Raw genomic sequence first — 12,398 nt, forward strand, 5'->3', positions numbered from 1 at the left:
GTTTTTTTCGCCTGTTTAAACCTATACCCTTATCTTCCTCCTGTTACTCTCCATCAAAACTCTGTCATACTTTATCCAAAGACGATTAACTATCCACAGCGACAACCATGATAAAGCCTTATGCTATCACCGTTACTCTCTGCTCAATCCTGGGTTTCATGCTGACCTCAGGTCGCTTATCTGCTGCAAGTGAGATTTATCATTGGAAGGATGCTGAAGGGAATCCGGTTTTTTCGGACCAACCCAAGGGGCAGCGCTATCTGGCAACCTATCAGCGTCGCTATCAGGATGTGCGCCTGGTCAGCTACCAAACCCAGATGCCGGGGCAGCGTATTATTCGTATCTACTCCCAACCCAAGCTGCAACCGGGTGATACCATCGAGCTGCAACTGAATGGCGAGACCTATCAGAGCCCATTGCACAGTCAATTTTTCCTACTGCACCACCTGCCACGGGGCCATCATAAAGTTCGCGCCTTGGTTCGCAATAAAAATAAACGCATACTGTTCACCAGTCGCTCAACCAGTCTGAATATCCCCTGATTTAACAATACTGAGACCAGAAGAAAGACCACACCTGATAACACACAGGCTATTTTAAAGTGCATTAAAGGCTTAATTCACAAGTAGTTATCACCTTGTGAAAAACCGGAATGCACTATAACGGCCTATACCGCACCACAAAAAACAAAGCTATGCACTACAATGGTGCGTATAGTTTTATTAAATGCGGACTTCTGGCTACAGCAGAAAGGCTGAAACATCCATTCTAAGGAGTACAGACACCAACTCGCTATTTTTTAAGCACTTACTTTGTATTGGTTCGCTTTTTGCTTTTGCTATCAGTAAGGAGGGTTTTGTGTGGCTAGTCTAGACAATCATAAATTACTACTGGATAACCTGACCACGGCGGTTATCCAACTAAACAGCGAACTGGCTCTGACCTATCTCAACCCAGCGGCTGAGATGTTATTTGCCTGCGGCGCTAATCGCGCCATCGGTCATTCCTTATCTGATCTGTTTGTAGAAAGTGATGATACTGATAACGCCTGGCAGCAGGCTGCCAGAGAGGGGCACCCTTTTACCAAACGGGAGACCCGCGTAATACTGCCCAACGGCAACCAAATGATTGTCGATTACACCGTTAACCCCATTCTCACCCCTGGCGGTTATAGCCTGGTGGTGGAGCTTCAGGCCCGAGACCGTTTGTTGCGTATCAGCAAAGAGGAAGAACTGGTCGCTCAACAGGAAACCCTGCGCACTCTGGTACGGGGCATGGCCCATGAAATTAAGAACCCCCTTGGCGGTATTCGTGGTGCCGCGCAGTTACTGGAGCGCGCCCTGCCGGAAGAGAGTCTGAAAGACTATACAGAGGTAATTATCAGCGAAGCCGATCGCCTGAGAAACCTGGTGGATCGGATGCTGGGGCCACGAAAGGTGCCCGATTTCAGTGCAGTGAATATCCATAAGGTACTGGAGCATGTTTTTGCGCTGATCTCTGCCGAGACAGGTCCAAAAATCAAGCTGATCAGAGACTACGATCCCAGCCTGCCTGATATGACCGGCGACCAGGAGCAGTTGATCCAGGCCATTCTGAACATTGTACGCAATGCCATGCAGGCCCTGCAGGAATCCGGGATGGAAAATGGCAGGATCACCTTCCGCACACGAGCCAAACGCCAGTTTACCCTGGGCTCTGAACGTCACCGTCTGCTGTGTCAGGTCGATATTATCGATAATGGTCCAGGCATCCCGAAAGAGCTGATGGAAACGATCTTCTACCCTTTGGTGACCGGGCGGGCGTCCGGCACAGGCCTTGGGCTGTCGATAGCCCAGACCATTATGCACCAACACCACGGATTGATTGAGTGTAAGTCCAAACCAGGAAAAACCGTATTTCGACTAATGATTCCTCTGGAGCATAAAAAATGAACACCCCAAACAACGTATGGATTGTCGATGATGACCGTTCTATCCGCTGGGTATTAGAACGCTCCATGGAACAGGAAGGCATGAATGTTAATGTTTTTGAGCAAGCTGAAGATGTCCTGAAAGCCTTTAATAGCGGCTGTCCGGATGCGCTGATTACCGATATCCGTATGCCGGGCATGGACGGCCTGGAGCTTCTGGCCCAGATTCAGGACAGCCACCCCAATCTGCCCGTGATCGTGATGACCGCACACTCAGACTTAGAGAGTGCGGTTGCGTCTTATCAGGGTGGTGCCTTCGAGTATTTGCCCAAGCCGTTTGATGTGGATGAGGCTGTGGCGCTGGTTAAACGAGCCATCAACCATGCTCAGGAGCAAGCGTCAGTACAGCCAGAAGCAAAACCTCTGCCCAGCACTGAAATCATTGGTGAAGCCCCGGCGATGCAGGAGGTCTTCCGCGCTATCGGTCGCCTGTCTCACTCCAATATCACCGTATTGATTAACGGCGAGTCAGGTACCGGTAAAGAGCTGGTCGCTCATGCGCTGCATCAGCACAGTCCCAGAGCGAAGAACCCCTTTATACCGCTAAATATGGCGGCAATTCCCAAGGATCTGATTGAGTCCGAACTGTTTGGCCATGAAAAAGGGGCCTTTACCGGTGCAAATACCCTGCGTCATGGTCGCTTTGAGCAAGCCGATGGTGGCACCCTGTTTCTGGATGAGATCGGTGATATGCCTGCTGATACTCAAACCCGACTGCTCAGGGTATTGGCCGATGGTGAATTCTATCGTGTCGGTGGTCATACGCCAGTGCAGGTAGATGTGCGTATTATCGCAGCGACTCACCAGGATCTGGAAAACCTGGTGCAGGAGGGTCGTTTCCGGGAAGATCTGTTCCGCCGTCTGAACGTGATCCGTGTTCACCTCCCTAAGCTGAGCGAACGCAGGGAAGATATCCCTCGCCTGGCGGATTTTTTCCTGAGCAAAGCCGCGAAAGAGCTGGAGGTAGAGCCTAAGATTCTACTGCAGAGCACCGTGGATTATATGCAGCAGCTAAGCTGGCCCGGCAACGTGCGTCAACTGGAAAACACCTGTCGCTGGATTACCGTAATGGCCTCTGGCCGAGAGGTGCATCTGGATGATCTGCCACCGGAGCTGATGGAGCAAAAACAGTCCGAGCAGGCCACCGGCAGTCGTTGGCAGTCTGCGCTGAATAACTGGGCGGATCAGGCGTTGGCACAAGGACAGAAAGGCATTCTGGATACCGCTGTCCCTGAATTTGAAAAAGTGATGATTGAAGTAGCCCTGAAGCATACCGCTGGCCGTCGTCGGGATGCTGCAGAGTTACTGGGCTGGGGCCGCAATACCCTGACCCGCAAGATCAAAGAGCTGAACCTGGAAACAGCCAGTGAGGATGAAGATTAATCCTTGCTCAGTGTTATGACTTGTGGGGTTGCCAATCGACTCCACAAGCCATACCCCTTACGCCATTAATGCCACCGGCCCATAGCGCTCTTATATCGCACCTTCAAAACCCAGCTGACGCCAAGCCTCATAAGTAATTACAGAGACCGCATTGGATAGGTTTAAACTGCGGCTGGTTGGCATCATAGGAATTCTTAACCACTGTTCCTGTTCAAACTGTGCCAGCACCTCAGCCGGTAATCCTCGGGTTTCCGGGCCAAACAGTAATACATCCCCCGCCTGAAACTGCATATCCGAAGCAAATCCCTTCGCCTTGGTCGTACAGGGAAAAACCCGCTTACCACTCACCACAGCGATAAAAGCATCAAAGTCTTTATGACGACTGACATTAGCCAGATCGTGGTAATCCAACCCCGCTCTTCTTAGCTTTTTTTCTTCCAGATCAAAACCCAGTGGCTCGATCAAATGCAGATAACAGCCTGTGTTAGCGCATAGGCGGATAATGTTGCCCGTATTTGGGGCTATTTCAGGTTCGTACAGGGCAATTTCAAACATAAGTTTTCTACACAGTCATAGTAACGCTTAGAAATTTCGGGAGTTATTACTGAAATACCAGCGAAAATCAAACATGACTTACTAGTCATATTAAAAAACAATTTAAATGCGCATTTAGCTAATTAGATAGTATTCAGCATGTTTACATAAGGATACAATGAGTGCATGCACTACTTTAGTGCATTAATTCTAATAACACCCAGGACCTTGGGGGATAATAACATGCTTAATCAACTTTCAGTGGGCAGGAAGCTGGCTTTAATGATGGTGATGCCAATTCTCGGTTTAATCGCAACCTTTATGGTCGCGGAAGCCGAATTGCAAGCAGCAAATAAAGGCGTCAGCAGTATCTATGATGACCGTGTAGTACCCTTAAAAGATCTTTACACGATAGGTACGGATTATGCCGTACTGATTATTGATGCCGTGAATAAAACCAATGCGGGGCAGATGAAGGCGGAGGATGCCTACAAGGGAATTCAGGAAGCACAGGCCCGTATCAAAAACACCTGGAGCAAATATACGTCAACCGAAATGACGCCTCAGGAAGCCCGGTTAGCCAAGGAAGCTCAAGCGCTGTTTAAGGCCGCTGATGACTCCATCAACCAGATGCTTCCCACTCTTTCCCAAATGCAGGGAATTCAAAAAGGCCAGTTAAATCAGTTTGACGGACCTCTCTACGCTACCATCGATCCGATCAGTGATAAAATCGCACAGCTGTTAGCACTGCAACTGGATGTTGCAGGTCAGGTACAGAACGAGCTCAAGCAGTCCTACAGCGATGCCAAGACGTTGATGATAGTTGGCATCCTGGTGATTCTCGCGATCGTAGTCGTCAGCAGCTACCTTGTGGCTCAGGCGATCACTAAGCCGCTGGATAAAATGCGCTCAACAATTAGTCATATCGAAAAAAATCATGATCTGACGACTCGTTTGGATGTATCAGGCAACGATGAGATCACAGCGATTGGGCGTGCTTTTAATACTATGCTGGACCAGTTCCAGCGCCTGGTGACTCAAGTTTCGACTTCAGTTCAACACCTGTCTCAGGAGGCGGAGAATATGTCCCGTGCCAGCCAGCACACCAGTGATGGCATGAATCTACAGCAGGCAGAAACGGACCATGTTGCCACGGCTATGAATGAGATGGTGGCCACTATTCAGGATGTGGCGCGCAATGCCACTGAAGCGGAATCTGCGGCTCAAACCACACGCAGAGAATCTGAGTCTGGTGACCAGATCCTGCAGGAAAATAACCGCATCATCGAAACCCTGGCTCAGGAAGTCGAAAATGCAGCAGAGGTCGTGGGCTCTCTGGAGCAGAAGGCACAGAATATTGCTCTGGTGATTGATGTGATTAAAGGTATCGCCGAGCAAACCAATCTGCTGGCACTGAATGCTGCGATTGAAGCGGCCCGTGCCGGAGAGCAAGGACGCGGTTTTGCCGTTGTGGCGGATGAAGTGCGCAGTCTGGCGCAACAGACTCAAAACTCTACTCAGGAGATTGAGGATGTGATCCAGCGTGTGCAACAAGGCAGTCGTGACGCGGCTAAGGTGATGAGTAGCAGCAAAGAGAGGGCTCAGCAAGGGCTGGCACAAAGTGCCAAAACCAGTGAAGCACTGGCCCAGGTGACCCATCACGTTACTATGATCAGCGATATGAACAGCCAAATCGCTGCCGCGGTAGAGCAACAGAGCGCCACGGCCGATGAGATGAACCAAAGTGTTGTTAAGATCGCTGAGTTCTCGCGGGAATCCAGTGCTGCAGCCAATCAAACTGCGGCGGCGAGTGAAGAACTGTCACAGCTGTCGGGTGAGCTTCACTCTATGGTGCAGCTGTTTAAGGTTTGAGGCAGAGGGCTGCTAGTGGTTAAAGGATGGGAAGTAATTGGTTAAAAGGTGGGAAGTATCTTCTGTCTTATCGGACTTTAAACTTAGTATTGAACAGCCAATAAAGCTTTAGAGAGGGTTTTAAATAGCTCTCTAATAATGGAAGAGGCGGGATTTAGTATCAGGGTTGTGCTGGTGCGTAAATCCCGCTTTTTTTCATGGCCCACATCGCTCTATAATGAGCATCAGGAAAGCCAATTTGCAAAGCAAGACACTTAGGAGTGTTCAAATATGAGCCTGGATTTGCTGAATGAATTAGAAAAGCGCGTTCAATCTGCAGTGGATACCATTGGGACCCTGAAGCTGGAGATTGAAGAGCTGAAGGAAGATAACGCTCAACTGCAAGACGACAATGCCCAGCTGCAGGAAGAGAAAACGGCTTGGGAATCCCGTCTGGGCGATCTGTTAGGTAGGTTTGATCTACTGGATGATGACGCTGTTTCTGAAGACGCCACAAACGATGACGCTGTTTCTGAAGACACCATAAACGATGACGCTGTTTCTGAAGACACCATAAACGATGATGCGGTTGAAGATGGCATCGCAGAAGATGAGATTGCCGCTACGGCATCTTCGGAAGGCGAGCTGATGGATCAAAGCCGCGCGGAAGAAGCGCTGATTGAGCAGGATAGTGCTCTTGATGAGCTTGAAGACCTTGGTGAGCTTGATGACCTTGATGACCTTGGTGAGCTTGATGACCTGACGGCAGAAGAGGAAGCGGAGCTGGAAGCTCAAACAGCACCTTCATCTCCGTTTAATAATCTGTAAGTACAGATCCTCGGACTTAAGTGCTGCGCTGCTAAGGCGCTTAGAGATTCAGGTCCTGCTCAAGCTCGACTGGGCAGGACATCATCACCGCATCCTCCCTATCACCACCGGGCACTGAGTAATATTTTGGTCGCACCCCATCTTCGACAAAACCCTGCTGCTGATATAGATGGCGTGCTGCGCCGTTACTCTCCCGTACTTCCAACAGAATAATCGACAGACCCTGCTGCTGCGCCTGAAGCTTGATCTCTTGTAATAAGAAATGCCCGATACCCTGCCCCTGTAGCGCGGGATTAACCGCAATATTATGCAGGTGCCATTCATCTGCGATCTTTTGCAGCATGGCATAACCGCATAACCGCTGCTCAATATAAACACCTAATAATGTGTCATTGCGCTGTAACCCCAGCTCAAACATCAAACGGGTCCAGGGGGTCAGATGAGCCTCACGCTCAATATTCATTACCGCATCCAGCTCCAGAATGCCGACTTCTCTGATCTTCTTCACTGATTGGCCTCTTGTTGCTCCGTTGGCGCTTTGATCGTTAATAGTTGCTGCAGTAGTTGTGCCTTAGCTTCCGGCTGCTCCAATAACTGCACCAGGCTGAGTGGATAATGCAGCTCGATCTGTAATAGGCCGCCTTGCTGGATCAGTTCAGGCAACTCACCAAACCACCAGCATCTCTGTCCTGGTTGGCACTGTAAGCGGGCACCGGATAACAGAGCTTTCAGCACCGCCAGAAACTCCTGTTCGGAGCATTTGGCACTGCTGCCTGGGAAGGGCCATTCAAAGGGTAAACAGATCTGGCTGGCTGGCTGCTGCATAAAGTGCAGCATCTGACCGACCATCGGCATCACCTTATGCTCTGGCCAATCCTGACCTGTGATATTACAGATCAACAAAGGCCCCTGATCGGCGGTACGAATCAAGCCTAAGCGCAGTTGATCCGGTACACGAGAGGAATCCACTATAACCGGGGCGGGCGCAACCTGTTCACTGCTAGCGCCATCAAAGATAGCGGGGCGATTCACCTTGGTCGAAGCATCACCAGAAAGAAAGCTATCGACAGGACTGGTAGCCTGACCAACCATTCCTGTATGAGATTGGGCCTGGACTGCACCCTGTATACCACCTAAAGCGGTACTGCTATCCAGAGCGGCTACAGCAGACATCACCGCAGCCTCCCCCTCAACAGGAGGTATGCTTTCTTCACAGACAAGGTATTCGGATGGCAAGGCTCCGGGCAGAGGCTGCCGGGGCATCCAACTGACCACTCCTAGCTGTTCCAGATAAGCCACACGCTGCGCTTCATTCATCTTGTCTGTTTAAACCCCGGCTAAACGCCTGTCTCAGAAAATAAAAATGGCGACAGATTATACCTGTCGCCATTGTTTATGGGTATCACAATACCCTATTGCGCTTATACCCCTTAGCAATCTGCATCCTGTCCTATTAACAAGACAGCTAAACAGCGGTAAACAGTCACCTCAGTCACTGTTTACCACCGCGCTTAAACAGACGCTTCTTGCGGGTGGGTACGATCAGAGTGGCTGAACAACGCATTCAGCGCATGGATATACGCCCTGGCAGAAGCGATTACGATATCGGTATCTGCACCCAGGCCGGTCACCAGACGACCGCCTTTATCCAAACGCACTGTCACTTCACCCTGAGAATCGGTACCACTGGTGATCGCATTCACCGAGTACAGCTCAAGAACCGTTTCACTGTTAGCGACTTTTTCGATCGCTTTAAAGGTCGCATCCACAGGGCCGCTGCCTTCAGATTCCGCCGTCACTTCCTTGCCATCGACGTTCAGTACCAGTTTAGCTACCGGAATTTCGCCGGTTTTGGACTGGACTTCCAGCGTTTCCAGCTTAAAGCGCTCAACCGCATCGGTCACACGGGAATCACTGACCAGCGCCTGCAGATCTTCGTCATAGATCTCATGCTTTTTATCCGCCAGCTGTTTGAATAGGGCAAAGGCATGGTTCAGCTCTGCTTCGGAATCGAAGGTGATACCCAGCTCTTCCAAACGGGTACGGAAGGCATTACGGCCCGAGTGCTTGCCCAGTACGATGGCATTGGTGTTCCAACCCACATCCTGAGCTTTCATGATTTCGTAGGTTTCACGGTGTTTCAGAACACCATCCTGGTGAATACCGGACTCGTGGGCAAAAGCGTTCTTGCCGACAATTGCTTTGTTTGGCTGTACCGGGAAACCGGTCACAGTGGATACCAAGCGAGAGGTTGGTACGATATGTACCGGATCGATACGGGTTTCCACAGCAAAGATATCCGGGCGGGTGCGAATACCCATCACAACCTCTTCCAGTGAGGCATTACCGGCACGCTCACCCAGGCCATTGATGGTACACTCCACTTGACGGGCTCCCGCCTGTACTGCCGCCAGGGAGTTAGCCACAGCCAAGCCCAGATCGTTATGGCAGTGAACAGAGAAGATCGCTTTATCCGCATTCGGAATACGATTCAGCAACTGACCAATAGTTTCGGCAAACTGACCGGGAATGGCATAACCCACGGTGTCAGGAATATTAATAGTCGATGCGCCAGCATCAATCGCGGCTTCAATAATGCGGCACAGGAAATCGATCTCGGAACGACCGGCGTCTTCACAGGAGAACTCTACATCGGCCATCAGGTTACGGGCTTTTTTCACTGCGCGTACCGCTTGCTCAATTACCTGATCCGGTTGCATCTGCAGTTTGTGCTGCATATGAATCGGAGAGGTCGCGATAAAGGTGTGGATACGACCTGAATTGGCACCGGCCAGGGCTTCTGCGGCACGTTCAATATCTGCGTCCAGTGCACGGGACAGGCTACAGATGGTGCTGTCTTTTACGCTATCGGCTACGGCTTTTACCGCCTCAAAATCACCTGGACTGGCGATGGCAAAACCCGCTTCGATCACATCCACCTTCATCTTTTCCAGGTGTTTGGCGATACGTACTTTCTCGTCCTTGGTCATGGATGCGCCAGGGCTCTGCTCACCATCACGCAATGTGGTATCAAATATCACCAGATGGTCTTTGCTCATGATTAACTCCTGCAGACTGTCGGGCAGTCAGATCAAACTAGGGTTCATTCAAACCACGAAACAACCCATTCCAGAGTCAATTTTCTGCTATGGGCACTATCAAAATATCGTAGTTTCGTGCTTTGTCTTGGTATTCGTTATTTTATTGTCGGGTCGATCTGATAACGGGTAGCCAAGCAGAGCTGAACCGTAACAGGGACCTCAAGTATGAGCGGATTCTATCAACCGTACGATCAGATAGAAAACTACTCTTTATCTTTCAGGCGCTTATTTTTGCGATACTGGCGGATCAACCAGATCGAAAAGGCGCTTAACAGCATTAAGACTAATACACAGCCCTGCCAGAAGCTGTCCACCTCATAGGTGCGCATTAGAAATATAATGATAAAGCCTAATAGCTGACTGAACACGGCCAGCAAGCGCAAGTTATCCTGCATCTACTTTTCCCACCTTCTATCTTGCGTTGAACTCTTGTTTCTTCTTAAGCACCAGCACAAAGTTTTTTCGACCTTGATACCCTTACCCTGTCCAGACGCGGGTCGGGAAGGACGGATAGGCCAGATATATTGCTATTGGCGTGCTTACTGTTACACCTAGTGAGATCTGTTTGTTTCATAGAGCTTATTACCTTACAGGGCGTAAAATACACCGTTGGGGGAATTTTCAGGTCTCCATGTGTTCTGATTTCAAATCGTTTACAATTCTTGCTTTTATTTAGTCAAAAATGGCGACGGAATGTTTTATAAAACGACTCTTTTCTGGCTGTTAACCTTGGGCCTGGTATCAATGACCCCAGCCTATGCCAATATCTCTGCCGATACTCTAACGGAAGAACAGGATAAACAGGCTTTATCGGTGGATCAGTCTGCAGAGGCTGAACAGAATCAATCCAGTACTTATCGTCTGCCAGATGCACTTAAGCGCATTCTGGTTCCCGGTATCAGTGTCAGCCAGCAGTTTTCAGCACAATCTGGTCTGACAGGCTGGGTGTTGAGTCGAGAGGACAACCATACACTGGTGTATACCACTGCAGATGGGAAAACCCTGATTACGGGTACTCTACTGGATCATAAGGGTAATAACCTCTCTGAGTTTTACACTAAACGTTATCTGCCTGAGGCTGATTTTGCTTTGCTGGCGCAAGCTTATAGCATTGCTCAGAAGAGTGAACTCCAGGAGCGCAAGGCTAAGAGCCAAGGCGCAGGTGGTAGCGATAATTCGGTACTGTATGTTTTTTTTGATCCCAACTGCCCTTACTGTCAGTTTGCCTGGCAGGCGTTGGAGGTCTATCAACAGCAAGGCGCTGAGATCCGTTGGATTCCTGTGGCTTATCTGCAACCGGACAGCCGCATAAAAGCAACTGCTTTACTGCAGTCAGAACAGCCGGAACATTCATTGAGGGCCGTTATGATGCAACAGGAAATATTACCTATTCCTGAAGAGGGGATCGGCATAGAGAGTGAACAGGCCCTGAGTTTTAATATGCAACTGATGAAGCGTTTTGCTCTACAGGGGACACCTGCATTCGTTTGGCTGGATAGTGAACAACAGCTGCAAAGCTATAGCGGTATGCCTAAGCTGGCGACCTTTGCTGAGATGACAGGGCAGAAAGAGCAGCCACAAAAAGCACCTGAGTTGGCCCGCTTTCGCTAGGTCCGGTTCCAGGGGTAAGGGTTGGGATAGGGATTAAACTGAGATAGATTAAAACTCAGCCAAGCCCTAATTGGGGCGTAATGCTTGCCCGGCTTTATAGCGGGTATAAAACGGGAATAAGTCAATTATGGGTGCAATCAGTCTTGGGCCTTTGATGTTATCAACAGATCGTCTTTATCTGATAGGGGCTATGTTGATATTTTTTCTGTTTGCAGAAGGGCTGAATAGGGCGTTCCGATCCTCGGATACTGAGTTGGATTTCTCACGCTGGGCACAGCACTGTTTCTGGTATGGCCTCGTGGCCGCCCGTTTAGCTTTTGTTGCTCAAGACCCATCGGCTTTTAGCTACGACTGGTTGAGCATTCTTTATTTCTGGCAGCCCGGTTACTCACTGACCGCTGCGCTAATCACTGCTGGAGTGGTCACACTGATGCATTTTAAAACCCAACCTAAAGCTCTCGGTGCAGCATCAGCTATATTGTTGGTTGCTGTTGTTGTTTGGGCTGGTTTAAAGCTCTGGCAACCTCTGGATCGCGATCAGGTACAAAACCTGCCTGACATCCAGTTGCCAACCCTACAGGGGCAGGCGGTTAATCTGAGTAAACAGAAACAGCCGTTGATCATCAATTTATGGGCCAGCTGGTGTGCGCCCTGCTTGCGTGAGATGCCTGCACTGGTTTACTTTGCTCAGCAAAACCCGGAGTTAACGGTCTGGTTAGTCAATGCCGGAGAATCCAGCATCACTGTTGAAAACTTTGTGCGGAATAACCCTGATCTGGCGTTACCGGATAATATGCTAGTGCTGGACCCCAATCAGCAACTGATGCAGCATTTCAATGCTCCGGGTTTGCCGGTAACCCTGGCATTTAATCAGGGGCGATTGATTGATAGCCATATCGGTGAACTCAATCCGGCCCGTTTGCAGGCGATGGCGCAGCAGATTCAATAAGCACGCCTGTCGCTTTGCCTGCCATTGATATGTAAGTCGGCACAAAATGGAATTTAGGCATACACTGCAAGGAGATTTTTGCTGAGACTTCTGTTGACGCTTTTACAATACCTGAGTTGATGTTTTAGGAGTGGCTTTTATCGACGTACTTATCAAGGCTTTTTCAGAATAG

General features: G+C 49.7%; 12 protein-coding genes. 7 read left to right on the top strand and 5 right to left on the bottom strand.

Translation table 11 applies throughout. The features are described 5' to 3' along the window. Positions 1 to 107 precede the first annotated feature (107 nt). The 3 genes from H579_RS0110930 to glnG all read left to right on the top strand — a co-directional run bounded on the left by H579_RS0110930 (position 108) and on the right by glnG (position 3,352). Positions 108 to 542 carry a DUF4124 domain-containing protein gene (locus H579_RS0110930; RefSeq protein ID WP_028300712.1) on the top strand — a complete coding sequence of 145 codons (435 nt, stop codon included), beginning with the start codon at positions 108 to 110 and terminating at the stop codon, positions 540 to 542. 318 nt (positions 543 to 860) lie between these two features. Continuing rightward, positions 861 to 1,931, top strand: a complete 1,071-nt coding sequence (gene glnL, locus H579_RS0110935; protein ID WP_028300713.1) for a nitrogen regulation protein NR(II) — start codon at positions 861 to 863, stop codon at positions 1,929 to 1,931. Continuing rightward, the gene (glnG, locus tag H579_RS0110940) at positions 1,928 to 3,352 is read left to right on the top strand and encodes a nitrogen regulation protein NR(I) (protein ID WP_028300714.1); all 1,425 of its coding nucleotides are present in this window, start codon (positions 1,928 to 1,930) and stop codon (positions 3,350 to 3,352) included. Before glnL ends, glnG begins: the two co-directional genes overlap by 4 nt. A 90-nt stretch (positions 3,353 to 3,442) precedes the next feature. Here the strand turns inward: glnG and H579_RS0110945 are convergent, their stop codons facing one another. After that, entirely contained in the window at positions 3,443 to 3,907 is a 465-nt protein-coding gene (locus tag H579_RS0110945; protein WP_028300715.1) for a tRNA (cytidine(34)-2'-O)-methyltransferase, read from the bottom strand. 222 nt (positions 3,908 to 4,129) lie between these two features. Between H579_RS0110945 and H579_RS0110950 the strand changes: the two genes are divergently transcribed. Together H579_RS0110950 and H579_RS29450 are read left to right on the top strand one after the other, a co-directional pair. Then, a complete protein-coding gene (locus tag H579_RS0110950; protein ID WP_028300716.1) occupies positions 4,130 to 5,758 on the top strand; it encodes a methyl-accepting chemotaxis protein in 1,629 nt (542 codons plus the stop codon). Between the two features lie 270 nt (positions 5,759 to 6,028). Continuing rightward, positions 6,029 to 6,565, top strand: coding sequence for a cell division protein ZapB (locus tag H579_RS29450; RefSeq protein ID WP_084624075.1), 537 nt, complete (start codon positions 6,029 to 6,031; stop codon positions 6,563 to 6,565). Positions 6,566 to 6,605: 40 nt separating this feature from the next. On the opposite strand, the gene rimI is transcribed toward H579_RS29450, so the two are convergent. The 4 genes from rimI to H579_RS0110975 form a co-directional block, all read right to left on the bottom strand. Then, entirely contained in the window at positions 6,606 to 7,073 is a 468-nt protein-coding gene (gene rimI, locus H579_RS0110960) for a ribosomal protein S18-alanine N-acetyltransferase (protein ID WP_028300717.1), read from the bottom strand. Beyond that, on the bottom strand, positions 7,070 to 7,882 hold the full coding sequence (locus H579_RS0110965; protein WP_028300718.1) for a hypothetical protein: 813 nt from the start codon (positions 7,880 to 7,882) through the stop codon (positions 7,070 to 7,072). Before H579_RS0110965 ends, rimI begins: the two co-directional genes overlap by 4 nt. 194 nt (positions 7,883 to 8,076) lie before the next feature. Continuing rightward, positions 8,077 to 9,624 carry a 2-isopropylmalate synthase gene (locus tag H579_RS0110970; protein ID WP_211224706.1) on the bottom strand — a complete coding sequence of 516 codons (1,548 nt, stop codon included), beginning with the start codon at positions 9,622 to 9,624 and terminating at the stop codon, positions 8,077 to 8,079. Positions 9,625 to 9,869: 245 nt separating this feature from the next. Beyond that, positions 9,870 to 10,061, bottom strand: a complete 192-nt coding sequence (locus H579_RS0110975; RefSeq protein WP_028300720.1) for a hypothetical protein — start codon at positions 10,059 to 10,061, stop codon at positions 9,870 to 9,872. 298 nt (positions 10,062 to 10,359) lie between these two features. Between H579_RS0110975 and dsbG the strand changes: the two genes are divergently transcribed. Together dsbG and H579_RS0110985 are read left to right on the top strand one after the other, a co-directional pair. Then, complete coding sequence (dsbG, locus tag H579_RS0110980; RefSeq protein ID WP_028300721.1) at positions 10,360 to 11,277, top strand: thiol:disulfide interchange protein DsbG; 918 nt, start codon at positions 10,360 to 10,362, stop codon at positions 11,275 to 11,277. Between the two features lie 127 nt (positions 11,278 to 11,404). Continuing rightward, positions 11,405 to 12,226 (top strand): TlpA disulfide reductase family protein, encoded by an 822-nt coding sequence (locus H579_RS0110985; RefSeq protein WP_028300722.1) that lies wholly within the window; start codon positions 11,405 to 11,407, stop codon positions 12,224 to 12,226. The last annotated feature ends 172 nt before the right edge of the window (positions 12,227 to 12,398 follow it).

Source organism: Oceanospirillum beijerinckii DSM 7166 (assembly GCF_000422425.1).
GTDB lineage: Bacteria > Pseudomonadota > Gammaproteobacteria > Pseudomonadales > Halomonadaceae > Oceanospirillum > Oceanospirillum beijerinckii.

Coding starts and splice junctions, on each gene's coding strand:
- H579_RS0110930 (WP_028300712.1), top strand. CDS start 108: ATGATAAAGCCTTATGCTATCACCGTTACTCTCTGCTCAATCCTGGGT.
- glnG (WP_028300714.1), top strand. CDS start 1,928: ATGAACACCCCAAACAACGTATGGATTGTCGATGATGACCGTTCTATC.
- H579_RS0110945 (WP_028300715.1), bottom strand. CDS start 3,907: ATGTTTGAAATTGCCCTGTACGAACCTGAAATAGCCCCAAATACGGGC.
- H579_RS0110950 (WP_028300716.1), top strand. CDS start 4,130: ATGCTTAATCAACTTTCAGTGGGCAGGAAGCTGGCTTTAATGATGGTG.
- H579_RS29450 (WP_084624075.1), top strand. CDS start 6,029: ATGAGCCTGGATTTGCTGAATGAATTAGAAAAGCGCGTTCAATCTGCA.
- H579_RS0110965 (WP_028300718.1), bottom strand. CDS start 7,882: ATGAATGAAGCGCAGCGTGTGGCTTATCTGGAACAGCTAGGAGTGGTC.
- H579_RS0110970 (WP_211224706.1), bottom strand. CDS start 9,624: ATGAGCAAAGACCATCTGGTGATATTTGATACCACATTGCGTGATGGT.
- H579_RS0110975 (WP_028300720.1), bottom strand. CDS start 10,061: ATGCAGGATAACTTGCGCTTGCTGGCCGTGTTCAGTCAGCTATTAGGC.
- dsbG (WP_028300721.1), top strand. CDS start 10,360: ATGTTTTATAAAACGACTCTTTTCTGGCTGTTAACCTTGGGCCTGGTA.
- H579_RS0110985 (WP_028300722.1), top strand. CDS start 11,405: ATGGGTGCAATCAGTCTTGGGCCTTTGATGTTATCAACAGATCGTCTT.